The sequence below is a fragment of the Stenotrophomonas sp. STEN009 genome, from assembly GCF_056760395.1.
Map to the genome: position 1 here is coordinate 1 of NZ_JBRRES010000012.1, position 24,438 is coordinate 24,438.

The 24,438-nt window shown below is 67.5% G+C and carries 23 protein-coding genes; 7 read left to right on the forward strand and 16 right to left on the reverse strand.

Annotated features, from left to right (window positions below):
- Positions 1-150: 150 nt before the first annotated feature.
- The 4 genes from ACVOMM_RS07625 to ACVOMM_RS07640 form a co-directional block, all read right to left on the reverse strand.
- Positions 151-675 carry a GNAT family N-acetyltransferase gene (locus tag ACVOMM_RS07625; RefSeq protein WP_065174089.1) on the reverse strand — a complete coding sequence of 175 codons (525 nt, stop codon included), beginning with the start codon at positions 673-675 and terminating at the stop codon, positions 151-153.
- A gap of 91 nt (positions 676-766) precedes the next feature.
- On the reverse strand, positions 767-1,252 hold the full coding sequence (locus tag ACVOMM_RS07630; RefSeq protein ID WP_481526085.1) for a DUF3592 domain-containing protein: 486 nt from the start codon (positions 1,250-1,252) through the stop codon (positions 767-769).
- A 21-nt stretch (positions 1,253-1,273) separates the two neighbouring features.
- Positions 1,274-2,014, reverse strand: a complete 741-nt coding sequence (locus tag ACVOMM_RS07635; protein WP_481526086.1) for a DUF3592 domain-containing protein — start codon at positions 2,012-2,014, stop codon at positions 1,274-1,276.
- Between the two features lie 107 nt (positions 2,015-2,121).
- Entirely contained in the window at positions 2,122-4,098 is a 1,977-nt protein-coding gene (locus ACVOMM_RS07640; RefSeq protein ID WP_279942082.1) for a UvrD-helicase domain-containing protein, read from the reverse strand.
- A gap of 102 nt (positions 4,099-4,200) precedes the next feature.
- Here ACVOMM_RS07640 and ACVOMM_RS07645 point away from each other — a divergent pair, with 102 nt between their 5' ends.
- Positions 4,201-4,821: a thymidine kinase gene (locus ACVOMM_RS07645; protein WP_053516051.1), complete on the forward strand. Its 621-nt coding sequence runs from the start codon at positions 4,201-4,203 to the stop codon at positions 4,819-4,821.
- Positions 4,822-4,924: 103 nt separating this feature from the next.
- On the forward strand, positions 4,925-5,635 hold the full coding sequence (locus ACVOMM_RS07650) for a sel1 repeat family protein (RefSeq protein ID WP_180876190.1): 711 nt from the start codon (positions 4,925-4,927) through the stop codon (positions 5,633-5,635).
- 37 nt (positions 5,636-5,672) lie between these two features.
- Here ACVOMM_RS07650 and ACVOMM_RS07655 read toward each other — a convergent pair whose 3' ends face one another.
- From ACVOMM_RS07655 to ACVOMM_RS07670, 4 genes are all read right to left on the reverse strand, one after another.
- The gene (locus ACVOMM_RS07655) at positions 5,673-7,277 is read right to left on the reverse strand and encodes an OpgD/OpgG family glucan biosynthesis protein (protein ID WP_053516049.1); all 1,605 of its coding nucleotides are present in this window, start codon (positions 7,275-7,277) and stop codon (positions 5,673-5,675) included.
- 105 nt (positions 7,278-7,382) lie between these two features.
- Positions 7,383-8,195, reverse strand: a complete 813-nt coding sequence (gene mutM, locus ACVOMM_RS07660; protein WP_065174093.1) for a bifunctional DNA-formamidopyrimidine glycosylase/DNA-(apurinic or apyrimidinic site) lyase — start codon at positions 8,193-8,195, stop codon at positions 7,383-7,385.
- A 19-nt stretch (positions 8,196-8,214) separates the two neighbouring features.
- A complete protein-coding gene (locus ACVOMM_RS07665) occupies positions 8,215-8,544 on the reverse strand; it encodes an EF-hand domain-containing protein (protein ID WP_481526087.1) in 330 nt (109 codons plus the stop codon).
- Positions 8,541-9,743 carry a DesA family fatty acid desaturase gene (locus ACVOMM_RS07670; protein WP_053516042.1) on the reverse strand — a complete coding sequence of 401 codons (1,203 nt, stop codon included), beginning with the start codon at positions 9,741-9,743 and terminating at the stop codon, positions 8,541-8,543. The genes ACVOMM_RS07665 and ACVOMM_RS07670 overlap by 4 nt, the downstream gene beginning before the upstream one ends.
- 130 nt (positions 9,744-9,873) lie before the next feature.
- On the opposite strand from ACVOMM_RS07670, the gene ACVOMM_RS07675 reads away from it, so the two are divergent.
- Entirely contained in the window at positions 9,874-10,716 is an 843-nt protein-coding gene (locus ACVOMM_RS07675; protein ID WP_481526105.1) for an ABC transporter ATP-binding protein, read from the forward strand.
- An 88-nt stretch (positions 10,717-10,804) separates the two neighbouring features.
- Here ACVOMM_RS07675 and ACVOMM_RS07680 read toward each other — a convergent pair whose 3' ends face one another.
- Together ACVOMM_RS07680 and ACVOMM_RS07685 are read right to left on the reverse strand one after the other, a co-directional pair.
- Positions 10,805-12,010: a DUF4785 domain-containing protein gene (locus ACVOMM_RS07680; protein WP_481526088.1), complete on the reverse strand. Its 1,206-nt coding sequence runs from the start codon at positions 12,008-12,010 to the stop codon at positions 10,805-10,807.
- Between the two features lie 11 nt (positions 12,011-12,021).
- Entirely contained in the window at positions 12,022-12,900 is an 879-nt protein-coding gene (locus ACVOMM_RS07685) for a hypothetical protein (protein WP_065182116.1), read from the reverse strand.
- Between the two features lie 259 nt (positions 12,901-13,159).
- Here ACVOMM_RS07685 and ACVOMM_RS07690 point away from each other — a divergent pair, with 259 nt between their 5' ends.
- On the forward strand, positions 13,160-13,999 hold the full coding sequence (locus ACVOMM_RS07690) for an acid phosphatase (protein ID WP_065182115.1): 840 nt from the start codon (positions 13,160-13,162) through the stop codon (positions 13,997-13,999).
- Between the two features lie 106 nt (positions 14,000-14,105).
- On the opposite strand, the gene ACVOMM_RS07695 is transcribed toward ACVOMM_RS07690, so the two are convergent.
- Complete coding sequence (locus tag ACVOMM_RS07695; protein WP_193395692.1) at positions 14,106-16,373, reverse strand: TonB-dependent receptor; 2,268 nt, start codon at positions 16,371-16,373, stop codon at positions 14,106-14,108.
- Positions 16,374-16,533: 160 nt separating this feature from the next.
- Here ACVOMM_RS07695 and ACVOMM_RS07700 point away from each other — a divergent pair, with 160 nt between their 5' ends.
- Positions 16,534-17,556, forward strand: coding sequence for a TIGR00266 family protein (locus ACVOMM_RS07700; RefSeq protein ID WP_053516031.1), 1,023 nt, complete (start codon positions 16,534-16,536; stop codon positions 17,554-17,556).
- Positions 17,557-17,738: 182 nt separating this feature from the next.
- Positions 17,739-18,731 carry a patatin-like phospholipase family protein gene (locus ACVOMM_RS07705; protein ID WP_065174096.1) on the forward strand — a complete coding sequence of 331 codons (993 nt, stop codon included), beginning with the start codon at positions 17,739-17,741 and terminating at the stop codon, positions 18,729-18,731.
- A gap of 24 nt (positions 18,732-18,755) precedes the next feature.
- On the opposite strand, the gene ACVOMM_RS07710 is transcribed toward ACVOMM_RS07705, so the two are convergent.
- Positions 18,756-19,241, reverse strand: coding sequence for an Lrp/AsnC family transcriptional regulator (locus ACVOMM_RS07710; RefSeq protein ID WP_053516027.1), 486 nt, complete (start codon positions 19,239-19,241; stop codon positions 18,756-18,758).
- 125 nt (positions 19,242-19,366) lie between these two features.
- On the opposite strand from ACVOMM_RS07710, the gene phhA reads away from it, so the two are divergent.
- A complete protein-coding gene (gene phhA / locus ACVOMM_RS07715) occupies positions 19,367-20,260 on the forward strand; it encodes a phenylalanine 4-monooxygenase (RefSeq protein WP_053516024.1) in 894 nt (297 codons plus the stop codon).
- A 47-nt stretch (positions 20,261-20,307) separates the two neighbouring features.
- On the opposite strand, the gene ACVOMM_RS07720 is transcribed toward phhA, so the two are convergent.
- The 4 genes from ACVOMM_RS07720 to ACVOMM_RS07735 all read right to left on the reverse strand — a co-directional run bounded on the left by ACVOMM_RS07720 (position 20,308) and on the right by ACVOMM_RS07735 (position 24,429).
- Complete coding sequence (locus tag ACVOMM_RS07720) at positions 20,308-21,408, reverse strand: GDSL-type esterase/lipase family protein (RefSeq protein ID WP_481526089.1); 1,101 nt, start codon at positions 21,406-21,408, stop codon at positions 20,308-20,310.
- 93 nt (positions 21,409-21,501) lie between these two features.
- Positions 21,502-22,257 (reverse strand): 2-dehydro-3-deoxy-D-gluconate 5-dehydrogenase KduD, encoded by a 756-nt coding sequence (kduD, locus tag ACVOMM_RS07725; RefSeq protein ID WP_053516021.1) that lies wholly within the window; start codon positions 22,255-22,257, stop codon positions 21,502-21,504.
- Positions 22,258-22,337: 80 nt separating this feature from the next.
- Positions 22,338-23,186: a 5-dehydro-4-deoxy-D-glucuronate isomerase gene (kduI, locus tag ACVOMM_RS07730; protein WP_053516019.1), complete on the reverse strand. Its 849-nt coding sequence runs from the start codon at positions 23,184-23,186 to the stop codon at positions 22,338-22,340.
- A gap of 184 nt (positions 23,187-23,370) precedes the next feature.
- Positions 23,371-24,429 (reverse strand): LacI family DNA-binding transcriptional regulator, encoded by a 1,059-nt coding sequence (locus ACVOMM_RS07735; protein ID WP_053516017.1) that lies wholly within the window; start codon positions 24,427-24,429, stop codon positions 23,371-23,373.
- Positions 24,430-24,438: the final 9 nt, after the last annotated feature.

Below are 24,438 nucleotides of genomic sequence, written 5' to 3' on the forward strand. Positions count from 1 at the left end.
GCCCGGCGCGGGGGGGGGGCGGGCGCCCGCCCCCCCCCCCCGCCCCCTGCGGGGCTGCCCCCCCCCCCCCGGGGCCGGCGCCCCCCCCCCCCCCCCCCCCGGGGCCCCCCGGCCCCCCGCCCCCCCCCCGGCACCTACGATCATCAGGGATCAGACCTCCGCCGCTCCCGGCGTGGCATACAGCCGGCTCGGGCTGTCCACGCCCGGCAGCTGGATCACTCCGCGCTCCTGCATGCCCAGGCCCAGCAGGATCTTCCCGGACACCACGTTGTCCAGATCGGTAATGCCATACAGATCCTGCAGGCCCAGCGCTCCGCGTGCATGCGCGAACACCGCACGCGCCGCCTCACCGGCATAGCCCTGCCCGGCAAATTCCGAGAGCACCGCATAGCCGATGTCCGGCCCCGGCAGGCCATCACGCCGCACCAGCCCGGCATTGCCCAGCCACGCGCCATCGGACAAGCGCTCGATGGCATACATGCCGAACCCGTTCAAGGCATAGCTGTGCAGCACGCGCAGCGCGATGTACTCCCGCGCCTGCTCCTCGCTGCGTACGTTGCGGTCACCAATGAAGCGCACGAAGCCCGGATCGTTCAACAGTGCCAACATCGGCACCGCATCGCGGTCGGGCTCGATCGCACGCAGCCGCAGGCGTTCGCTTTGGATGGGATGCATAGGTGGGCTCCGGAAGGAATACCTCGATTTTGCAACGCCAGCGCCCGCCGTGCAGCACGCTCAGGCCAAGTGGGCCACTACGATGCCCAGCCTAGCCACATGCCCCGTCACGCTGGCCGAACAGGATCGGCCAGTAGCGCACGCACAGGCGATGGACGCATGCGGCGATCAGGCAGAACCCCATGCTCATCAGCGCCAACAGCAGCGGTGCGCCCCAGCGCAATCCCGGGTGCTGGATACGAGCCTTGGAAGGCATGCCGCCGGGATATAGCACCTGTACCTGTTCGCCGACCACGTACAGTGGTGCCCCGGTAGCAAAGGACGCGGCGAACTGAATCATCTGCCCCTGTGCGGTCTGGAACCTCACCACCGGGCGATGCAGGGTGATGTCACGTGCGGGCATCCCCTCCATTTCCGACCGGGCATCCTCTGCCTGGACGGCCACCACCGTTCCGGTCACGGAAACGGCCTTGCGCGCGAAACGCTGGACGTCCACGAACAGCCAGGCGGCGGCCAGAAGGATCAGCAGGCCCACGGCAAAGAAAAACAGAAAAATACACCTGAGGAGGGTGGGCATGGTGCTGGCCGGGTTGATCGATCAGCGTGCAGGTGCCGGCGCTGATCGAATGAAGGAGATATCGACATGGTAGTAGCGCGGATTGCCCGGCATGACATGGACATCCAGTTCACGCCCACTCACCTGTGCACGGGGATCGGCCCAGAGATACGCACTGTGGAAGACATGCCATCGAGTGGTTTCAGGATCGCGCCAGGCGCAGACGATGACGAACGGATGCCTTCCCCCCGAAAATACTCCGCGATCGCGCTTGATCGCCCGGACCTTGGCTTGCACCCGTGTCCCGTGGCGAAGGAGCTGCCTGCGCCGCCATGCCCTCGCCGCCTGCGGCAGGTGCAGAATTCCCACCCCCAGCAAGAATAGGCCGCCGGTCACTCCCAGTATGACGCTCAGGCCCCAGGGTGATGAGAGCGAACGCACCAGGGCCTTGTCCGGGCGGTCCGGCAGGTACAGCACATCTACATGATCGCCCGTCATGTAGGCACGACGGCTGGTACGACCTGCGAAGAACCGCATCACTTGCCCGCTGCTGGTAGTGAAGTCCACCCAGTACAGGAACTTCACCCCTGAAGTGCGCGAACCACCGCGATCAACGCTGACGGCATCCACATGGGTGATCCTGCCATCGGCAATGACCGCCGCATCGAGGAAGCGCCTGGCCCCAACGTAGGCCAGAAGCGCTGAAACAAGCAGGACCAGGCCCAGCCCGAGGAAGGTACGGGTGAGAACAGGAGGGATGTCGTTGGACACGATGAAAGACACGGCGCGCACTTCGGGTGCGCTCACACTAGGCCTTAACCCGATGCAGGCTCAAGGCCAGAAGCGTCAATCGGACGGATTGGAATACCACTTTAGTGGCTTTTCGATCCTCAATCGAACAGCGCCTCGATCGCGGCCAACCCCGCCGTCGCGCGCTCCTTCTTCCGCGCCGCATCCGCCACCGGGTCCGCGCCATCGCGCTGGATCTCCTCGGCCGGAATCTCCTCGAAGAACCGGCTCGGCTTCAACCGCACATGCTCGCCGAACTTGCGCGTCAGCTTGCTGTAGCTCATCCACAGCTGGATCTTCGCTCGGGTGATGCCCACGTACAGCAGGCGCCGCTCTTCCTGCAGGTTGCCCTCGTCCAGGCTGACCTGGTGCGGCAACACGCCGTCCTCGCAGCCAACGATGAACACGTACGGGAATTCCAGGCCCTTGGAGGCATGCAGGGTCATCATCCGCACCTGGTTGCCGCCCTCATCCTTGTCGCTGCGCGACAACAGTGCCAGCTGGCCGGCCAGATCGGCAGCGGTGGCACCGCGCGGCCCGCCTTCAAACCACTGCGCAAGTTCCTCGATGTTGTTGGCGCGGCGCTGGTAGCTGGCCTCTTCCTTGGCCTGCTGGCGCAGCTCGCTGAGCAGGCCCGATTCCTTGGCGACCTTGCGGATCATGTCACCGGAGCTGACCTGCCGCATCTGTGCGCGCAGGTCGCGCAGGATGTCGGTGAAACGCGCCAGGCTGTTGGCAGCGCGCGGCGGCAGCTGTGACAGCGCGCCAATCGCCTCGGCCGCCTGGGCCATCGGCATGTCTTTTTCCGATGCCAGTTCGGCCAGCTTGGCCAGCGTTCCGGCACCCACGTCACGCTTGGGCGCCTGCACGGCACGCATGAATGCGGTGTCGTCGTCCGGGTTCACCAGCAGCCGCAGCCAGGCCAGCGTGTCCTTCACTTCCTGGCGCTCCAGGAACATGGTGCCGCCGGTCAGGTGATAGGGAATACGCAGCAGCTGCATCGCCTTCTCCAGCGGCCGCGACTGGAAGTTGCCGCGGAACAGGATGCAGAAGTCACTCCACGGCACGTTGCGCGACTGCGCCACGAAGGCGATCTCGGCGGCCACCTTCTCTGCCTCGTGCTCGCTGTTGCGGCATTCCCATACGCGGATGCGCTCACCGTCGGCCTGATCGCTCCACAGCTTCTTCAGGTGCTCGTGCGGGTTGTTGGCGATCAACGCATTGGCCGCGCGCAGCACGCGGTTGGAGCAGCGGTAGTTCTGCTCCAGCTTGATGATCTCCAGCGTGGGGTAGTCGCGCCCCATCTGCTGCAGGTTCTCGGGGTTGGCGCCACGCCAGGCGTAGATGGACTGGTCATCGTCACCCACGCAGGTGAAGTTGCCCTTGTCCCCGGCCAGCTGCTTGAGCAGGCGGTACTGCGCGTCGTTGGTGTCCTGGCATTCGTCCACCAGCAGGTAGCCGATGCGTTCGCGCCAGGCCAGGGCGATCTCCGGGTTCTCCTCCAGGATCTGCACCGGCAGGCGGATCAGGTCGTCGAAGTCGACCGCGTTGAACGCGGTCAGGCGCAGCTGGTAGCGCTCGTAGACGCTGGCTGCTTCCTTCTCGCGGTTGCTGCGCGCGGCAGCCATCGCCTGCTCGGGCGAGAGACCGGCATTCTTCGCCCGCGACACAAGGTTCTTCATGTCCTCGATATCGTCGGGCTTGGCGCCATGCATCAGGTCCTTGATCTGCGCGGCGGCGTCATCGGCATCGAAGATCGAGAAGCCGCGCTTCAGGCCCACCGCCGCATGCTCGATCTGCAGGAACTTCAGGCCCAGGGCGTGGAAGGTGCAGATGGTCACCTCGTCGGCGTCCTGCTCGCGCAGACGCTTGGCCACACGTTCGCGCATCTCCTTGGCCGACTTGTTGGTGAAGGTGATCGCGGCGATGCGGCGGGCCGGGTAGCGGCCGCAGCCGATCAGGTGGGCGATCTTCTCCACGATCACGCGCGTCTTGCCGCTGCCGGCACCGGCCAGCACCAGCAACGGGCCTTCGATGTGCAGGACGGCGGCGGCTTGGGGAGGATTGAGACCGTGCATGGGAGGGGGATTGTAGCGGGGCCGGGTGAGGACCACAGCCGGACAGCCGGTGGGGTTGCTGAACAGCTTCGGCCAAGCGGGGCTGCGGCGTACAATCCGTCGATGGCCAAGCTCTACTTCTACTACTCGGCGATGAACGCCGGCAAGACCACCACCCTGCTGCAGAGCGCGCACAATTACCGCGAGCGCGGCATGCGGGTGGCGATCCTGACCCCGCGCCTGGATGATCGCGCGGGCGCAGGCGTGGTGGCCTCGCGCATCGGGCTGCGCGCCGAAGGCATGGCGTTCGACCGCGACACCGACCTGCAGCGCTGGGCCGAACAGGACCTGGCATCGAACGGGCCGATGGGCTGCCTGCTGGTGGACGAAGCACAGTTCCTGACCCGCGCGCAGGTCTGGCAGCTCAGCGAAGTGGTCGACCAGCTGCGCATCCCGGTTCTGTGCTACGGGTTGCGCACCGATTTCCGCGGTGAACTGTTCGAAGGCAGTCAGTACCTGCTGGCATGGGCCGACGAGATGCAGGAGATCAAGACCATCTGCCACAGCGGCAAGAAGGCGATCATGACCGTCCGCGTGGATGAGCACGGGCATGCCGTGCAGGACGGCCCGCAGGTGGAGATCGGCGGCAACGACCGCTATGTGTCGGTGAGCCGGGCCGAGTTCAAGAAGATCACCCGCGGTGAAGGCCGCATCGAGCCGATGCAGGCGCCCCTGCCGCTGTGATCCGCCGGCTCATGCCGCTGCACGCGTGACCTCCGGCAGTTTACAGCTGCAGGCCAGTGGTCCTAGGCTGCGGCCACGTCTGCTGCCGAACAGGAAGTCCGCCATGCGTTCCACGCTTCTGCTGTTGCCGCTGCTTCTGCTGCCGCTGGGGCCGCCGGCCTTCGCCGCCGATCGTCCTCCGGTGGAGCAGGATCCCACGTTGCTGGGCGCAGGCTTCATGGACAACCACCCGGACATGATGTACCGGCAGTGGGGCGTAAACGCCCTGCACCGCAATGATGTCAAAGGCGCGATGGATAATTTCCGGCTGGCCGCACGCTACGCGGACAAGCCTGCGCAGGGATACCTGGGCGAACTGTACTGGTATGGAGTGAACCAGCCGCGCGATCCGCTCATGGCATTTGCCTGGATGGATGTGGCGGCCGAGCGCGGCTACCCCCTGTTCGTGGACCTGCGCAACGAGTACTGGGCCGCGCTGCCACTGGAGCAGCATGAGGCCGCGCGTGCGCAGGCCAACGCGCTGCGGGCCGAGTATGGCGACGAGGTTGCCCGCCCGCGCATGGCGGAAGTGCTGAGGAAGGGACGGCGCGAGATGACCGGCAGCCGTGTCGGCTCGATGTCCAACAATGTGGACATCGTATACATGGACGGCGGCATCTCCCGCACGATCAAGGCTGATCGCATGTACGATCCGAAGTACTGGGATCCCAAGCAGTACGAACGCTGGCAGGACGAAACCTGGATGAAGATCCGCCGTGGCACGGTGGAAGTGGGCGTGCCGACGCAGTCGCACGCCACCGACGCCAAGCCGTGAGTTACCGGTGCCGGCACGTGGCCGGCACCCGTCTGCTTCAGTACAGCGTCCGCTCCGGTGCACCGGCCGGCGGCGGCGTGTACTGGTACAGCCAGGTTTCGGTCAGCGGCTTGCCACCGCTGCGCAGGTACAGGCGGATGTCGATCTGTTCGGTGCTGCCCTCCGGCGGCACCAGGTCGAACATCGCGCGGTAACCGTCGATCTCGCGCAGCGGACGCGCCGATACGATCTCGACACGGCCCCGGCTGGTTTCCACCACTGCCTCGACCTCGGCCTTGTCGATCAGCTTTGCCAGTTCGCCGCCTTCGAAGTCCACGGCGAAGCGCCACGAGAAGTACTCGCGCTTCTTGCCGACCACACCGCCCAGCCCCGTGCGGCTGGCCACGCAATGCGCCAGCGGTGGCCGTGCCGGCGGCTCGGCGCCCCAGTACAGGCGGTAGCCGACCAGCAGCTCCTGTCCCGGCTGCGGCTTCTCCTTCGGATTCCAGAAGGCGACGATGTTGTCGAAGGTCTCATCGACCGTGGGGATCTCCACCAGCTGCACCGAGCCCTCGCCCCATTCGCCCTTCGGCTCGATCCACAGGCAGGGGCGCTTCTCATAGAAGACGCCGTCGTCCTGGTAGTGATCGAAGTTGCGGTCGCGCTGCAGAAGGCCGAAGCCACGCGGATTGCGGTCGACGAACATGTTGAAGCGCAGGTTGCGCGGGTTGCACAGCGGCCGCCAGATCCACTCACCGGCCCCGGTCCACATCGACAGGCCATCGGTATCGTGGATCTCCGGGCGCCAGTCCCAGTCCATGCGGCGGTCGTTCTCACCCACCTGGTACATGCTGGTGCACGGCGCGATGCCCAGGCGCTCGATCGCCTTGCGCGGATAGAGCGCACTGTCGATGTCCATCAGCAGCACATCGCCGTTGGTGATGGCGAAGCGGTAGGCGCCGGCTACGCTGGGCGAGTCCAGCAACGCATAGACGATGATGGTGTCCGAATCGGCGGCAGGCTGTTCGAGGTAATAGGCGATGAAGTCGGGAAACTCCTCCGGCCTGCCCATGCCGGTATCGATCGCCAGGCCGCGTGCGGACTGCCCGTACTGGCCTTCCTTGCCGACCGCGCGGAAATAGCTGGCGCCAAGGAACGCGGCGAAATCGCGGTCGGTATCCTTGCGGGTGTTCAGGCGGAACCCGGCGAAGCCCAGGTCCGCCGGCAGTTCGCCGTTGCGGATCCCGCTCTTGCCGTAGTTGAACGCTGCACCGTCATACGCCAGTTCCTGCGCCTGGCCGTCGACCACGTCGAACATGCGCACCGGCGAATGGAAGTACAGGCCCAGGTGGAAGAACTTGGCCTGGAACTTGCCCGGCTGGTCGGCCCACAGCGCGTGGTCCTGGCGATAGCTGATGGACTGGTACTGGTCCCAGTCCAGCGCTTCAAGCCGGCCCGGCAGCACCCGCTTGTGGCTCTGGTAGGGGGCCTGTGCCAGTGCGCGTGCCTGCCCCTTCAGGGTGGCGAAGCTGAACGGCTGCGGCTGGCCGAGGCGGCGCAGGCCGACCTGGCCGTTCCTGCTGGCGGCGCAGGCGGGCAGGGACGGCAGGCCGAAGGCTGCCAGGGCCAGGGAGGCGTTGCGGATGAAGTCGCGTCGTTGCATGCAGGCGCGTCAGGCACAGGGAAGGGTCGGCCATCATAGGCAGACAAACGTTAACGGGCAGCGGAGAGCGCAACCTCCCATTCAGCTGCCGCTGGCTGGACCGCCTCAGCGCTGGCAGTGGCTGCACCACACGCTGGCACGCTGGCCGATCATGGCGTGCTTGAGCAGGCGTCCGCAGGTCGGGCAGGGCAGCCCGTCGCGGCCATAGACCAGCAGTTCCTGCTCGAAGTAGCCGGGTGCGCCATCGGGGCTGATGAAATCACGCAGTGTGGTGCCACCGCGGGTGATCGCGTAGCCCAGCGTTTCCTTCACCGCGGTGGCCAGCCGCTGGTAGCGCTCGCGTGAGACCTTGCCGGCCTCGCGCAGCGGGCTGATGCCGGCCTTGAACAGGCTCTCGGCGGCATAGATGTTACCGACGCCCACGACCACCGCCTGGTCCATGAGGAAGGTCTTGACCGGGGCGCTGCGGCCGCGGCTGCGGGCGAACAGGTAATCGCCATGGAAGGCCTCGTCCAGCGGTTCAGGCCCCAGCCCCTGCAGCAGCGGATGGACCTGCCCGGCCGGTTGCCAGAGCAGGCTGCCGAAGCGGCGCGGATCGTTGAAGCGCAGCAGGCGCCCGTTGTCCAGGCTGATATCCACGTGGTCATGTGGCCGCAGTGGGGTATCTCCGGGCAGCACACGCAGGCTGCCGGACATGCCCAGATGCAGTACGGCGCTGCCGATGGCCGTGTCCAGCAGCAGGTACTTCGCGCGCCGGCGGATGCCTTCGATGCGCTGTCCCGGCAGCAGCTGCGCAATCTCCGGCGGAATCGGCCAGCGCAGGTCGGCGCGGCGCAGGATCACGCCGTGGACGCGGCGGTCCTGCAGATGCGGGGCCAGGCCGCGGCGGGTGGTTTCGACTTCGGGCAGTTCAGGCATGCCCCGATTCTACGCCCGCTCAACGCGGGGGCGCGGACAGCTCACGGGCGTCGAGAAACCCGTCACCGTTGGCATCCTGCTTGTGGAAGCGCTGCACGATGACCTGCCGCTGCTGCTCGCGGGTGATCGCTCTGCCCTTGCCACCGGGCAGTTCATCGGTAGTCAGCACGCCATCGCCATTGCGGTCCATGCGGTCGAAGGCATACAGCATCCACTGCCCGTACTCGGTCTCGCTGACCCGGCCGTCGCCGTCGCTGTCCATCTTCTGCAGGTAGCTGCGGGTGTCGCTGACCTGGGCCGGGCCGGCGGCCGGCAGCAGCGCGGCCAGCAGCAGCGCCCCTGCCCTCATGCGCCCACCAGCGTGTAGCCCTTCAGCCGTTCGGCATAGGCCTGCAGCGCCGCGATTCCGCTCCCCTCGGCCTCGCGGCACCACGCCTGCAGGTGTCGCAGGCGCTCGGCGGCATCGTGCCCGCGCGCCTCCAGCAGCGCAGCCAGCCGCGCGCGGTATTCGACCAGCACACGGATGCGCGGGCGTTGCGCCACCCACTCGCTGAGCTGGGCACGGTTGTCCGGCTTCAGCCAGCGCCCATCGTTGACCAGGCCGCGGCGCAGCCGCCGCGGCAGCAGCCGGCGCAGCTTGGCGCCCGCCTGGGCGGCTTCCTCGCGCAGGGCCGGCATGAAGACGTTGCGCTGGTAATCGGTCATCGCCTGGAAGCGATGCGACAGCAGTGCCTTCAGGGTCTCGGCGTCGGGCACGGCGATGTTCGGGCGCACATCCATCGCCGGTGCGACGCGCAGCACCCTGGCCAGGCGCAGGGCCTGCAGCAGGCGGATCGCGCACCAGCCGATGTCGACTTCCCAGCGCCGCATGGCAAAGCGTGCCGAACTGGGGAAGGCATGGTGGTTGTTGTGCAGTTCCTCGCCACCGATCCAGACGCCCCACGGTGTCAGGTTGGTGGAGGTGTCGGCCGATTCGTAGTTGCGGTAACCCCACCAGTGCCCCAGGCCATTGACCACGCCGGCCGCCCAGAACGGAATCCACGCCATCTGGATTGCCCACAGTGCTACGCCCGGCAGGCCGAACAGTACGCTGTTGATGGCCAGCAGCAGCACCGGGCCGAGGGTCGCATGCGGGGTATACAGGTGGCGCTCGATGGCATCGTCGGGCGTGCCGCGTCCGTACTGCTCGATATCCGCGCGCATGCCGCGTGCTTCCCGATACAGCTCCACTCCCCGCCAGAACACCGTGCCGATGCCGCGCGTGACCGGGCTGTGCGGGTCGTCCTCGGTCTCCACCTTGGCGTGGTGCTTGCGATGGATGGCCACCCACTCGCGGGTGATCATCGAGGTGGTCAGCCACAGCCAGAAGCGGAACACGTGGGCCAGTGCCGGATGGAAATCGACGCCGCGATGGGCCTGGCTGCGATGCAGGTAGAGCGTCACCGAGAAGATGGTGATCTGGGTGAAGACCAGCAGCACCGCCAGCATGGCCCACCCTCCCAGGCCGAGCACGCCACCGGTCAACAGGGATATCAGGGCATCGGACATGGAGGCTCTCCGGATCGCACGGGGATGGCAGACATCATGGCCGCTTGCGTTGCAAACTGCACCTCTGACTGCGGTGTGCCAGCACCGCTTCCGTGGCACCGTTCACAGTTGGGGACCTGAGTTGTCGAGCCTGGATCCGCGCGCCCGCGCCGTTGTCGCCGTCCCGTCCGCCGGGGAGCGGCCGCCGTTGATCGAACTGGACCGCGCCAGCGTGATGCGCGGCCAGGTGAAGGTCCTGCATGGGCTGAGCCTGCGCATCGCGCAGGGCCAGCACACCGCCCTGCTCGGCCCGAATGGCTGCGGCAAATCGACCTTCATCAAGCTGATCACCCGCGAGCTCTACCCGCTGGCGCAGGGCGACGGCGCGGTCGCGGTGAAGGTGCTGGGCCAGAACCGCTGGCAGGTGGACCGGCTGCGCTCGCAGCTGGGCATCGTCACCGGTGACCTCAGCAGCACGCTGTCCGAGATGCCGGGGCTGACCGTCGAGCAGGCCGTGCTGTCCGGTTTCTTCGCCAGCTGCGTGGTGCCGGCTTTTCGCGAGGTGACCGCCGAGATGCGTGCCCGCGCCGGCGAGACACTGGCGATGACCGGTGCGCTGGCCCTGCGCGAGCGCGCCTATGCAGAGCTCTCTGCCGGCGAGACGCGCCGGGTGCTGATCGCGCGCGCGTTGGTGAACCGGCCGCAGGCGCTGCTGCTGGACGAACCCTCCACCGGCCTGGATCTCGTCGCCCGCCAGCAGCTGATCGCAACCATGCGGGCACTGGCGCAGCAGGACATCACCCTGGTGCTGGTGACCCATCACATTGAAGAGGTCATTCCCGAGATCGAGCGGGTGGTGCTGCTGCGCGACGGCCGCGTGCTGGCCGACGGCAGTCGGGCCGCGCTGCTGTGCGACGGGCCTCTGTCGGCGGTGTTCGGCGGGCCGATCCGGGTGGTCGAACAGGACGGCCGGCTGACGGCGTACGCGGGGTGAGCAGTACGCCTGCGCAGTGCCGGCGTCGGCTTGGCGCCGCAGGCGGCGCAGGGTAGCGGGCCGGCATTCCGGCCCGCCACGTCACGCCTCAGAACCGCAACGCGACTGCGCGTGACTCGATCGGTGCCATCCGGCTCTGGTCATGCAACTGCAGCTCGCGCAGTTCGAAGGGGGCACCGAAGCCGGCCGGCAGCGCTGCCTGGTCGAACGGCAGCACCAGCTGGCCGCGACCGGGACCGTCGAACCACGCGGCGGCGTGCGCCTGCGCGACCGGACGCAGTTGGCCATCCGGGCCCGAGGCGTGCAGGGTGCCGCGCGCTTCGTAGCGCCCGGCGGCGGCGACCTGCAACGGCAGCGCCACGCGCCGGCTGGCCTGGTCCGGTGTGGCCTGCCCGACGAAGCGGGCGGTCGGCCGGGCTACGGCGAAGGCGACCTTGCCGTCGCGCAGTACGCCATCGGCCTGTGCGAACACCTGCAGTTCCCACAGCCCCTGCGTGTTGCTGGCCTCGGCGGGAATCCGTACCTGCGCGTGCAGGCTGCCGTCGGTCGTACGCAGCAACCGCTGCGGCCAGCTGCGGCCATCGGGTGCGACCAGCAAGGCTTCGCCGCCCAGTCCCCCGCGGCGCGCCTGCAGCTGGGCGGGACTGGCTCCGTCTTCAAGCAGGCGTGCCCGCAGCTGTACGCTGCCGCCGGCCAGGACCTGCGCCTGGCTGGCCTGCACCTCCAGCCGCAACGGGCTGTTGGGTTCAAGCACCTGTACGACGTAGCGGCCCTGCGCCTGCGCGCTCTGCAGGCGGTAATTTCCCGCAGCACTGCCCGTGCCGGTGCGCAGCATGCTGCTGCCTTCGCCCACGGGCATGCCGGCGTCCTGCAGCTGGCGCGCGTCGACGGCGCGGGCGACGCTGCTGCGGCCGGCCGGATCCCGGACCTGCAGTGACTGCGCCGGAACCGCGCGCGCACCGGCTGCCGGGCTCAGCTGGATCACCGCATCGGGGGCGGTCAGCGGCAGCTCCAGGCCACGTTGCAGCTGCGCGCCATCGACCTGCTGCCAGTAGCTGCGGCTGACCGAGGCGTAGGGCGTGGAGGCCTGCAGGGTCTGCGCCGGGTCCAGTGCCCAGGCAAACGCCAGGGGCGCGTGTTCGCTGTCGTCAGGCGGCAGCGGTGCGGCCACCAGCGCGGCTACCACCTGGTCGCCGGGGAGGGCGCGCAGCGGCTGCGCAGCGTGCACCGTGACGGAGGCTGTGGCCAGGGCTGCCAGCACGGCGGTGGTCAGCGGAAGGGAATTCATCGTCATCGTCGTCGTCCTCACTGGGCCAGGTCGTTGCGCAGGATGGCGCCCAGGCCGAAGCACTCGCGGCGGCTCTGGTTGTGGCTCAACGGCTCGGCGCCCTGGGTACGCGCCGTGTCGGTGAACCAGGTGCTGCCCGCTGCCTTCTGGCTGCTGCACTCCAGGAAACCGTCCGAGCACGAGGACAGCCAGTTCTGGGTGAACTCCAGGCCGACGTTGGCCGCGTAGCCGCCGCAGTAGCTGTTGCTGTCCCACACGGCCGATTCGACATCGCTGCCGACCACCGCGCGGAACGGCTTGGGCAGTGCCGGCCGACCGGCGGTGCCGTACAGGTTCTGCGCGTTGTAGGTGGCCATGCTGGCGACCTGCTGCATACGCACGGCATCGTTCTTGTAACCGAGCAGCCAGCCCAGGGAGGTTTCGAAGGTGTTGCCGTTGAGCACGGCATCGGCCAGCGGCGTACCCGCCGATGAGGGTGCCAGCGCGTTGACCTTGCGCACCGTGCGGATGATGTTCGGGTAGCGGCTGTCGTAGGTCGGGTTGGAGAGGATCCAGCGCATCACGTTGCCGCCGTTGGAATGGGTGATGACCACCAGCTGGGTGATGCCGCGGCTGTTGATGAAGCCGGTGAGCTGGTCGGCCAGGCAGCCGGCGGCTTCCGGCTTCCACATGTACTGCGTGAAATCGCAGTTGATGACCACATAGTTGCTGCTGTTCGGCAGCCCCTGGCGGACGGTGTCGATGATCGCCGGTTGCCAGTAGTCCTGGGTTGCGTTGGTCTGCGCGCCGGTGCCGTGCACGAAGGCCACGCCGACCACATCGGCGGCGGTGGCCGGCGTGACGGCCATGGTGGCGAGCAGGACCAGGACGGTACTTCCTGTTGCGGTGCTGCGCATCGCTTCTCTCCCTCTGTCAGCGGATCCCCCCGACCCGGCTGGAATGGAATGGCACGCATGCCATCGTTGCGCCGATGCTCAATGCCCCGGCGCGTGAAAGTCCGTGCGCTGCGCCCGGATTCGGGAGAATGGCGGAGCGCGATGACGCTTTTGCCCCGTTTTGATGACCATGCCGGGTCTGGCCGTATGACCGACGGCCACTGCGACGCCGGCTGCGGGCTGCGATCATGGCGTGGTGTTTCCTCTGCTGAGCCTGACCATGTCTGTGATCTTCCGCCCTGCCCGTCCCCTGCTTGGCCTGGCCATCGTGCTGGCGCTGGCCGGCTGTGCCGCGTCTGCTGCCCGGCCGACCGCCGTCGAAGCCAACGTCACCACCAAGGCCGTGGGCTATCTGGACGCGCGCGCCGTACCGGCCAGCCTGGCCTTGGTTCCGGCGCCACCCGCCGCGGGCTCGGCGGGCTTCGCCCTGGATGAACAGGTCAGCCGCGAAGCGCGTGCACTGCGCGGCAGCCCACGCTTCGCCCAGGCCACGCTGGATGCCGAACTGGGCTTTCCGGAAGGTGCCAACCAGTTTTCCTGCGCGGTCGACATCGATGTGGACGCGGTGAAGACGCCCGCGCTGTACCGCCTGCTGGAGCGCAGCCGGATCGACGCCAGCGCTGCCACCAAGGTCGCCAAGAACCACTACCAGCGCCCGCGCCCGTTCATGGTCAATGGCGAGCCGACCTGCACGCCGGATGATGAAGCGGGCCTGCGAAGCAACGGGTCCTATCCGTCCGGCCACACCTCGATCGGCTGGGCATGGGCCCTGATCCTGTCGGAGATCGCGCCGGACCGTGCCGATGCCATCCAGGCCCGCGGCCGCAACTACGGCGAGAGCCGCCTGGTGTGCAACGTGCACTGGCAGAGCGACATCCTCGAAGGCCGTTTCATGGGGGCTGCCGCCGTTGCCCGGCTGCATGACAATGCCGCGTTCCAGCGCGACCTGCTGGCGGCACGCAGCGAGATCGCCGCCGCGCGCAAGGCCGGCCTGCACTCCAGCCGCAACTGCACCGCCGAAGAGGCAGTGTTGAAGGTACGCCCGCAGAGCGCGCTGTAAGCGCTCGCGGCGCAGAGGTGGCGCCGGGCCATGCCCGGCGGACACCGAACGCAGAAGGGCCGGCATTGCGCCGGCCCTTCTGCATTGCCTCGGTACAGCGACCGCATCAGAACTTCGCGGTGAACTCCACGCCCCAGGTCCGCGGCTCGTTGAGGAAGCCGGTCAGGTTGTTGAAGTCGATCGCACCGACCACGCGGGTCTGGTTGGTGAGGTTGCGGCCGAACACCGCCACGTCGTACTGGCCGTACTCCCAGTTGTAGCCCAGGCGCAGGCCGCCTTCCAGCGAACTGCGGCTGCGGAACTCCGGCGACTCGTAGATGAAGAAGTTCACCGGGCTGCGGTAGGCCCAGTCGGTGTAGGCGTACAGCTCGCTGCCATCGGTGAGCGGGAAGCCCACGCGCAGGGTCATGTTGTGGATCCACTTCGGCGCCTGCGGCAGCGGATTGCCGTTGACCAGGGCGTAGGTGCCGCCGTTGATCACCGTGGTCGGATCGGTGATGGTGCAGCCACCGCCGCAGATCGCCACGGCCAGGTTTCCGTCCTTGATCTCGGTGTCGTTGTAGCTGCTGCCCAGGGTCAGCAGGACGTTGTCGGCCAGGTAGGCTTCCAGGTCCAGCTCCACACCCTGGCCGATGGTCTTGTCGGCGTTGAGCAGGGTGGCGGTATTGTTGCTGCCGCCGACCGCGATCAGCTGCTGGCCGTCGACGTCGTAGCGGAACACGCTGAAGCCCAGGCGGGCGCGGCGATCGAACAGGTCGGCCTTGATGCCGGCTTCGTACGAGATCACCTTCTCGGAATCGGCCTGCGACACGCCACCGAAGGCCAGACGGCCCTGGATCGACGGCGCGCGGAAGCCCTTGGCCACGCGCGCGTACGCATTGACGTTGTCGGTCAGCTTGTACACACCGCTGACATCCCAGCTGACGTCATCGACGTCGGTGTTGGCCAGGTACGGCCCGCTCACCGGGGTGCCACCCTGCACGGCCTGCAGCACGCGCGCGGTGAAGTCCTTCTTGTCCTGCGTGTAGCGCACGCCGGCGCGCAGCTTGAAGCGGTCGGTGACATCGAAGTCGCCCGATGCGAACACCGCCCACGCCTTGTTGCGCTGGCTCTGCACGGCATGGCCGGTCTGCGGATTGCCCGGCGTCAGCGAGTCGTAGTTGAAGCTGTCGATGGTGACGTCTTCATCGAAGTAGAAGACACCGGCCTGCCAGTCGAAGCGGCCCCACTCATTGGATTCCACGCGGAATTCCTGGGTCCACTGGCGGTGGTGCGGCAGGCCATCGGCCGATTCGGACGGGAACGGAATGAAGCCCGGGCCATAATTGCCGGCGCCGAGGAACGAAGCACCGTAGCCACCGTCGATATCGCCGCGGTTGAGCGATTCGGCAGTCTCGTAGCCGGTGATGGAGTGCAAGGTCACCGAGCCGAGGTTCCACTGCAGGCGCGCGCTGCCGCCCCAGGTTTCCAGGTCGGAGAAGTTCACGCCGTCGTTGGCCACCTTGTCGCGGTCGAAGTTCTCGACCAGCGCGTTGCTGCCCTTCTGGATGATGTTGGCGCGGAACAGGCGGGCGGTGCCGTTGAGCTTGCGCTTGTGCAGGTTGAACAGGGCCTCGAAATCGTCGCCCTCGTACAGGAACTGCACGCGGCCGGCGGCCTCGTCATAGCCTTCAAAACCACTGTTGGGCGCGCCGACGCGGGTGTTGTCGACCCAGTCGTCACGGCGCTGGTAGATCGCCGAAACGCGTGCCGACCAGCGGTCGGTCAGCGGGCCGCCGTAGGCGCCCTGCACGTTCCAGCTGTTGTAGCTGCCGTAGCCGACGCGGACGTAGCCATCGGCATCCTGCGACGGACGCGCCGAATCGAACTTGACCACGCCGGCCGGCGTGTTGCGGCCGAACAGGGTGCCCTGCGGCCCACGCAGCACTTCCACGTTGGCCAGGTCGAACAACGGGAAGCCCTTCAGCAGCGGGCTTTCCTGCACCACGTCGTCGTACACCAGCGAGACCGGCTGCGAGGCATTGAGGTCGAAGTCGGTGTTGCCGAGGCCGCGCATGTAGAAGCGCGGGAAGGCACGGCCATAGGACGATTCGATGTTGAGGCTGGGTACGCGCGCGGCCAGGAAGCGGATGTCGTCGCCGGCCGAGCCGAGCACATCAAGCTTCTCGCCCTGGATCGCGGTGATCGCGACCGGCACGTCCTTGGCGTTCTCGACGCGGCGCTGGGCCGTCACCTGCAGGGTATCGAGCGCGACCGGATCCTTGGCGGCGGGGGTTTCCTGGGCGGCTGCAACCAGCGGCAGCAGGGCGGAGAGAGCGGCAACGAGGGGGCGCGCGACCGGAATACGGCCGCGGGAAGTGCGGGTCGGGGACATGGCGGTAGGCTGTGTTTGGAGGGGTGGTAAAACGGCGCTACCAGATAATTGTTGCAATACAGCACCTGCGCCGCAAATGGCCGCTGTTCATGGCGCGGTCGCGGGCCACCGGGGAGGGTCGCTAGACTCGGGCTTTCCCACCCCGACCCGGCGCACCGCCATGACCCAGTGGTACTTCCATTCCTCCGCCCAGGCCGACCGCATCGGGCCGCTCGATGACGAAGCCGCGCGCCGCTACGCGCAGGCCAACCCCCGCGCGCTGGCCTGGTGCCAGGGCATGAGCGGCTGGACCGCCATCGCCGAGGTGCCCGAGCTGCAGGCGCCCGCCCCGGGCATGCCCAACACGCCGCCACCCGTGCCGGGCGGGCCTGCGCGGGGCCGGGCCGACGACATCGACTTCCGCATCGTCGGCCATGAGATGCAGTTCGTGGAGATCGAGCTGGATCCCGGCGAGAGCGCCATCGCCGAAGCCGGCGCGCTGATGTTCAAGGACGCCTCGGTGCAGATGGATACGGTGTTCGGCGACGGCACGCACAGCGGCCAGGGCGGCGGCATCATGGACAAGCTGATGTCGGCCGGCAAACGCGTGCTGACCGGCGAGAGCCTGTTCGCCACGCTCTATACGCATACCGGGCAGGGCAAGGCCAAGGTCGCTTTCGCCGCGCCCTACCCCGGCACCGTGCTGGCCATGAAACTGGACCAGCACGGCGGCCGCCTGGTCTGCCAGAAGGACAGCTTCCTGGCCGGGGCGCGCGGCGTGCAGATCGGCGTGCAGTTCCAGCGCAAGATCATGACCGGCCTGTTCGGCGGCGAAGGCTTCATCATGCAGAAGCTGGAAGGCGATGGCTGGGTGTTCATCCACGCCGGAGGCTGTGTGGTCGAGCGCGAACTGGCCGCCGGCGAGCGCCTGGACGTCGATACCGGCTGCGTGGTCGCCTACCACCCGACGGTGGACATGGACGTGCGCCGGGTCAGTGGCATCAAGAGCATGGTGTTCGGTGGCGAGGGCGTGTTCCTGGCAACCCTGACCGGACCGGGCAAGGTCTGGCTGCAATCGCTGCCGTTCTCGCGCCTGGCCGGCCGGATGTGGATGGCCGCGCCGCAGGGAGGTGGGCAGAACCGCGGCGAAGGCTCGGTGCTGGGCGGCATCGGCCGCATCCTCGACGGCGACAACCGGTTCTGATCGCCCACGGGTAGCGCCGGGCCATGCCCGGCGAGCGCAGCGGCCCCGAACTGCCCGCCAGGCCATGCCCGGCGCTACCCATGGCGGTCCATGAATAGGGCGTCGTCCTGCCCTGCCCGGCCCGCCGTGGCTTCGGTATGCTGGCGCCCTTCCCTGAATCCGGCGCCGCGAGCGCATTGCCGATGAGCCTGTTCCGTCCCCGCGTGCTGCTGTCCGTTGCCCTGCTTGGCCTGCTGGCCGGTTGCGGTGGCGATCCGGTGCGTCCGGCGCCGCCGCCGGCGCCGACCGTGGTGCCGCAGGCCAAGCCGGTGAAGATCGGCATCGCGCTGGGCGGCGGCGCGGCCAAGGGCTTTGCCCACATCGGCGTGATCAAGATGCTCGAGGCTAATGGCTTCGAGCCGGTGGTGGTGTCCGGCACCAGCGCCGGCAGTGTGGTCGGCGCGTTGTACGCCAGCGGCATGGATGCGTTCCAGATGCAGAGCCGGGCCGTCGCGCTGGATGAAGCCAGCATCCGCGACGTGCGCCTGTTCTCCGGCGGGCTGGTGCAGGGCCAGAAGCTGCAGGACTACGTCAACGAGCAGGTCGCCAACCGTCCGGCAGAGCGCCTGAAGAAGCCGTTCGCCGCCGTCGCCACCCAGCTCGAAACCGGCGAACGCGCGATCTTCGTGCGCGGCAACGTGGGCCAGGCCGTCCGTGCGTCCAGCAGCATCCCCGGCGTGTTCGAGCCGGTGAAGATCGGCGGACGCAACTACGTCGATGGCGGCGTGGTGAGCCCGGTGCCGGTCGATGCCGCGCGCCAGCTCGGTGCCGACTTCGTGATCGCCGTGGACATCTCCAGCAAGGCCAGTGGCAAGGCACCGACTGACATGCTCGGCATCGTCAACCAGTCGATCGCGATCATGGGCCAGCGCCTGGGCGAGCAGGAACTGGCCCGCGCCGACATCGTGATCCGCCCGCGCGTGCTGGATATCGGTGCGGCTGATTTCAGCCAGCGCGGGACCGCGATCCTGGAGGGAGAAAAGGCGGCGATGGCCGCGATGCCGCAGATCCGCGCGAAGATCCAGCAGCTGCAGAAGGCGCGCGCCGCTGCGCTGGCACCGCCGCCGGTAGCCGCGCCGAAGTGCGAGGAGACCTCGCGGCTGGGCAGGCTGATGGGGCGCAAGGACAAGTGCTGAGCCCTCGCCCGCGCTGAGCGGTGCTCAGGGTTCCAGCTGCGACAGTGGCAACGCCTGGAAGCCCTTCACCGTGCGCAGCACGAAGCTGGAATTGGCATCGGCCACGCCACCGGCATTGAGCAGGCGGTCCAGCAGGAAGCGCGAGAAGTGCTCGAGGTCGCGCACGTAGACGTGCAACAGGTAATCCATGTCGCCGGTGAGCGCATGGCAGGCCACCACTTCATCCCAGCCCTGCACGCTGTCCACGAAATGCGCGATGGCCGCCTGGTCGTGCTTTTCCAGTTGCACCCGCACGAACGCCTGCAGGCCCAGCCGCAGCTGCCGGGGTTCCAGGCGCGCGCCATAGCCGACGATCACACCCTCGCTCTCCAGCCGCTGCAGGCGGCGCAGGCAGGCGGAGGGGGAGAGGTTCACCCGGGCCGCGAGCTCGGCATTGGTGGCGCGACCATCCCGCTGGATTTCGGCCAGCAGGCGTATATCCGTGCGATCGAACTGGACTTCTCCGGCCATTGTTGCCCCGCAACATGGTGAGTACGCAAGGATATTGCGCCAGCAAGGTTATTCCGCGCAACTTTTGCAACCCTGTTGCGCCCGCCCTGCCCTAGCATCGTGGACATCCCTTCAAGGAGCGTCCCATGGATCCCGCCCAGCCCCGCCGCGTCGAACACCAGCAGACCGACAAGGGCTACGTGCCGGTGTACACCACCGCGCTCGTCGAGCAGCCGTGGGATACCTACAGCGCCGATGACCATGCGACGTGGAGCACGCTGTACCAGCGCCAGCGCGAACTGCTGGTCGGCCGTGCGTGCCGGGAGTTCCTGGACGCGCAGGACGAGATGGGCATGAGCGCGCACATGATTCCGCGCTTCGACCAGCTGAATGAAGTACTCGGCGCAGCCACCGGCTGGACGCTGGTGGGCGTGGAGGGGCTGCTGCCGGAGCTGGACTTCTTCGACCACCTGGCCAACCGCCGCTTCCCGGTCACGTGGTGGATCCGTCGCCCCGACCAGATCGACTACATCGCCGAGCCGGACCTGTTCCACGATCTGTTCGGCCATGTGCCGCTGCTGATGAATCCGGTGTTTGCCGATTACATGGAGGCCTACGGCCGTGGCGGTGTCAAAGCCCACGCCATCGGCCCGGAGGCGCTGCAGAACCTCACGCGCCTGTACTGGTACACGGTGGAGTTCGGCCTGATCGATACCCCGGATGGCCTGCGCATCTACGGCGCCGGTATCGTCTCGTCAAAGGGCGAATCGCTGTACTCGCTGGAATCGGCCGCGCCCAACCGCATCGGCTTCGACCTGCAGCGCATCATGCGCACGCGCTACCGCATCGATACCTTCCAGAAGACCTACTTCGTCATCGACAGCTTCGAGCAGCTGATGCAGGCGACGTCGCCGGACTTCACCCCGATCTATGCCTCGCTGGCCGAGCAGCAGCACCTGCCGGCCGGTGACGTGCAGGCCGACGACCGTGTGTTCCAGAAGGGAACCGGCGAAGGCTGGGCCGACGGCGGCGACGTGTGATGCGGCAGGGGCATCCGTAAGGCCGGCTCCACGCCCGGCTCCACGGGTCAGCGCGGGTATGCCAGCAGCAGCACCAGATCCTCGTCACCCACCTGCTGCAGTGCATGCGAACTGCCTTTGCGCGTCAGCAGGGCATCGCCTGCGCTGACGTCGTACTGCGTTCCGTCCAGCACGTAGCTGCCCTTCCCGCTGACGATGTAGTAGATCTCGTCCTTGTGCTGCGGATGCAGGCCGATGCCTGCACCCTTGTGCAGTACGCGCTTGCGCAGCACGAACGGCAGGTCCTTCTCTCCGGCGAAGAACGGATAGGCCGTGGTCGGCCCGGCGCCACCATGCGGGCCGGGCTGGCGGATGGCGATGTCATGCTCATGGACCACGCGCGAGGGCTGCGCCGGTTGCCCGCCCTGCCCCGCCGCCGCGCTCACGTCACAGTCGATGTCGCGCACGAGTGCATCTTCCAGCCCCGGCTGCAGCACCACCCACTCGCGCAGCACCAGGCAGGCGACGGCGTTGGCGCCGGCCACGCTGAAGTGGGTGCCGTCGGCCTTGCCCTGCTCGGGCACGAACAGGAAGTAGGGGCGTGCACCCCGTTCGCCCAGCGCGCGTATCCAGCGCGTGCTGCGGTCGTTGAGTTCGATCAGGGTCACGCGTTCGCGCGCGGCCAGCTGCTGCATCGCCTGTGTGTAACGCGCATGCGTATCCAGCAGCGAACCGAAGTCATACAGCAGCCGCGCCACCGGCGTGACCAGCACCGGCGTGGCGCCCTTGTCGCGCGCCACCTGCACGTAACGCATCAGCAGGCGCGGATAGTCGCTGTCCGGATCGGTATAGCGCGTGGGATCTTCGAACTTGGCGTCGTTATGGCCGAACTGGATCAGCAGCACATCGCCGCGGCGCAGCTCGCTGGCGATCGCATCCAGGCGGCCTTCATCGATGAAGCTGCGCGTGCTGCGGCCTCCCCGGGCGTGGTTGCGCACTTCGAACCGAGCCGGATCGAGGTAGCTCTGCAGGGCCTGGCCCCAGCCCGTCTGCGGCGCGCGCTCGGGACCGTACTCGGCCGCGGTGGAGTCACCGGCGATGAACACCCGCACCGGCGCCGCCTGCGCGGTGGTGCACGACAGCAGCAACAACAGCAACAGCCTTCGCATCGCGGCACTCCTGTAGAGCCGAGCCATGCTCGGCTGTTTTTCGATCAGAGCGCGACAGCCGAGCATGGACTCGGCTCTACAGACCGGTGTGCCTCAGCGCGCCAACCAGCCACCATCGACCGGCAGCACGGCGCCGTTGATGTAATCCGATGCGCTGGATGCCAGGAACACCGCCGCGCCGGCCAGGTCCTCCGGCGTGCCCCAACGGCCGGCCGGAATGCGATCCAGGATCGCCTTGTTGCGGTCGGCGTCGGCACGTAGGGCCGCCGTGTTGTCCGTGGCCATGTAGCCCGGCGCGATCGCGTTGATGTTGACGCCCTTGCCGGCCCATTCGTTGGCCAGCAGGCGGGTGATGCCGGCGATGCCACTCTTGCTGGCGGTGTACGACGGCACCCGGATGCCGCCCTGGAACGACAGCATCGAGGCGATGTTGATGATCTTGCCGCTGCCCTGGGCGATGAAATGACGGCCCGCCGCCTGCGAGATGAAGAACGCCGACTTGATGTTGACGTTCATCACGTCATCCCAGTCCTGTTCGCTGAACTCCACCGCGTCGGCGCGGCGGATCAGGCCGGCATTGTTGACCAGGATATCCAGGCCACCCAGTCCCTCGATGGTTTCGCGCACCACGCGCTCGACCGGCTCGATGCTGATCAGGTTGGCTTCCACCGCCAGGCAGCGTCGGCCGAGCGCGGTGATCTTCTCGATGGTTTCGGTGGGCGGCGCGATGCCGGCCACGGCGACATCGGCGCCGGCGGTGGCCAGCGCAACCGCGATACCTTGGCCCAGACCGGTATTACCACCGGTTACCAGAGCGACTTTGCCTTCCAGGCTGAAGGGATTGGCCATTGCGTGTGCGTTCCTTGGTAGAGGTGTGCGTGATGCAGGCGAACGGCCACCGGCACGCGTGCGCGGCGGCCAGGCAGGATTTACTTGAGCTGGCAGATGTCCAGCACGTGCATGTCGGTGTAATCCAGGTTCTCGCCGCCCATCGCCCAGATGAAGGCGTAGTTGCTGGTACCGGCACCCATGTGGATCGACCACGGCGGCGATACCACGGCTTCGTTGTTCTGGATGACGATGTGGCGCTGCGCGTCCGGTTCACCCATGAAGTGGTACACGCGGTCGTTGTCGCCCAGGTCGAAGTAGAAATAGACCTCGCTGCGGCGGTCATGCAGGTGCGGCGGCATGGTGTTCCACACGCTGCCGGGCTTGAGCACGGTCAGGCCCAGCAGCAGCTGCGAGGACTGGCAGGTGGCCGGCACGATGTACTGGTAGATGGTGCGCTCGTTGCTGGTCTCCAGCGCGCCGCGGTCCAGCGCTACCGCGTCCTTGATCGACAGCTGCTTGGTTTCAAAGCGCGCATGGGCCGGGGTCGAGGCCAGGTAGAACTGAGCGGGGTTGGCGGCGTCCTGCGAGGCGAACACGACGTCCTTGCTGCCCATCGCCACGTACAGGCCATCCTTCGGGCCCAGCGTGTAGACGGTGCCGTCGACGGTGACCGTACCGGTACCGCTGCCGACGTTGATCACGCCCAGCTCGCGACGCTCCAGGAACGGATGGCCGGCGGCCGACGCCGGTTCGGTCTGCACCGGCAGCGCCAGCGGCGCATCCAGGGGCGCCGCGCCACCGAGTACGAAGCGCTCGTAGTGGGTGTACTTCAGCGTCACCTGGCCGGGGTTGAACAGGCCGTCGAGCAGGTACAGCTCGCGCAGCTGGTCGTTGCTGGCGCCCTTGATGGCGTCGGGATGGGTGGCGTAGTGGGTCTTGCAGTACATGGCATCTCCAGAGCAGGGGGCGGGCCGATCATTCGGCCCCGGCACGGTTCAGGGGGATTCTAGCGACGTTGGTAACCGGTGTCATTTTGCGCCGCACGATAGCGCTCAACGGTCGCGGCAAGGTGAGGCGGCTTCAACGGAGTCGCAGGCAGGCCTGCGGGCTACCGGACTGATCCCCGCCGGATCAGTCCTCCGGCGGCTGGCAGGAGTCGCGCACGATCAGGTGCGGGCGCACGCTGGCGATCTGCAGCGCCGGCTGGCCGTCGGGCTGGATCAGCATCGCCGCAGCGGTGCGGCCGGTATCGCGGGTATGGCGCCGTACCGAGGTCAGCGACGGCCAAAGGCGCGAGGCCAGCGGGCTGTCGTCGTAGCCGATGATGGACAGCTGGCGCGGGATGTTGATGCCTGCACGCAGCGCCACCTTGTAGATGCCCGCCGCCATTTCATCGTTCCCGGTGAAGATCGCGGTCGGCCGGCGCTTGCCCAGCAGCAGCTTCTCGGCGGCGGCCACACCCGATTCAAAGGTGTAGCCCGCCTCGATGATGCGGTCCTTGGGCAGCTCGATGCCACGCTGCGACAGCGCATCGATGAAGCCGGCGGTACGCTCGTGCGCCGAACGATAGGCACTGGGCCCGGTCACCAGGGCGATGTCGCGGTGGCCCAGCGAGAGCAGGTAGTCGGCCGCTTCGGCGGCGCCGTCACGATCGTGGGTGACCACCATCTGCGAACTCTCGTCCAGCGGCAGTGCGGCCACGCGGGTGAAGCGGCAGCCGATCTCATCCAGCATGTCCGCCAGCGCCTGGTCTTCGGAGGCGCGCGGCACCAGGATCACCCCGTGCAGCTTCTGCTGCTGCACGAAGCGGCGCACGCCGTCGATGTAGCCCGGGCTGCGGCTGTCGCAGGGGTGCACGACCAGCTCGAAGCTGGAACCGCGCAACGCGTCGAGTGCACCGTACTGCATGTCCACGATGTACTGGGCGGTGGGGTTGTCGTAGACCATGCCGATCAGGAAGGATCGACGGAAGGCCAGGCCGCGCGCCAGCGGATCGGGCGTATAGCCCACCTCGCGCATCAGCGCCTCGACCTTGTCGCGCGTGTCCTTGCGCACCAGCGGTGAGTTGTTGATGATCCTTGAAACCGTTTTCTTGGACACTCCGGACAGTCGCGCGATGTCGTTGATCGTGGCTGCCTTGCCTTTGGCCAATGCCGGCGTGGCGGCATCATTCTTGTTGCGCACTGACATGTAATGGAC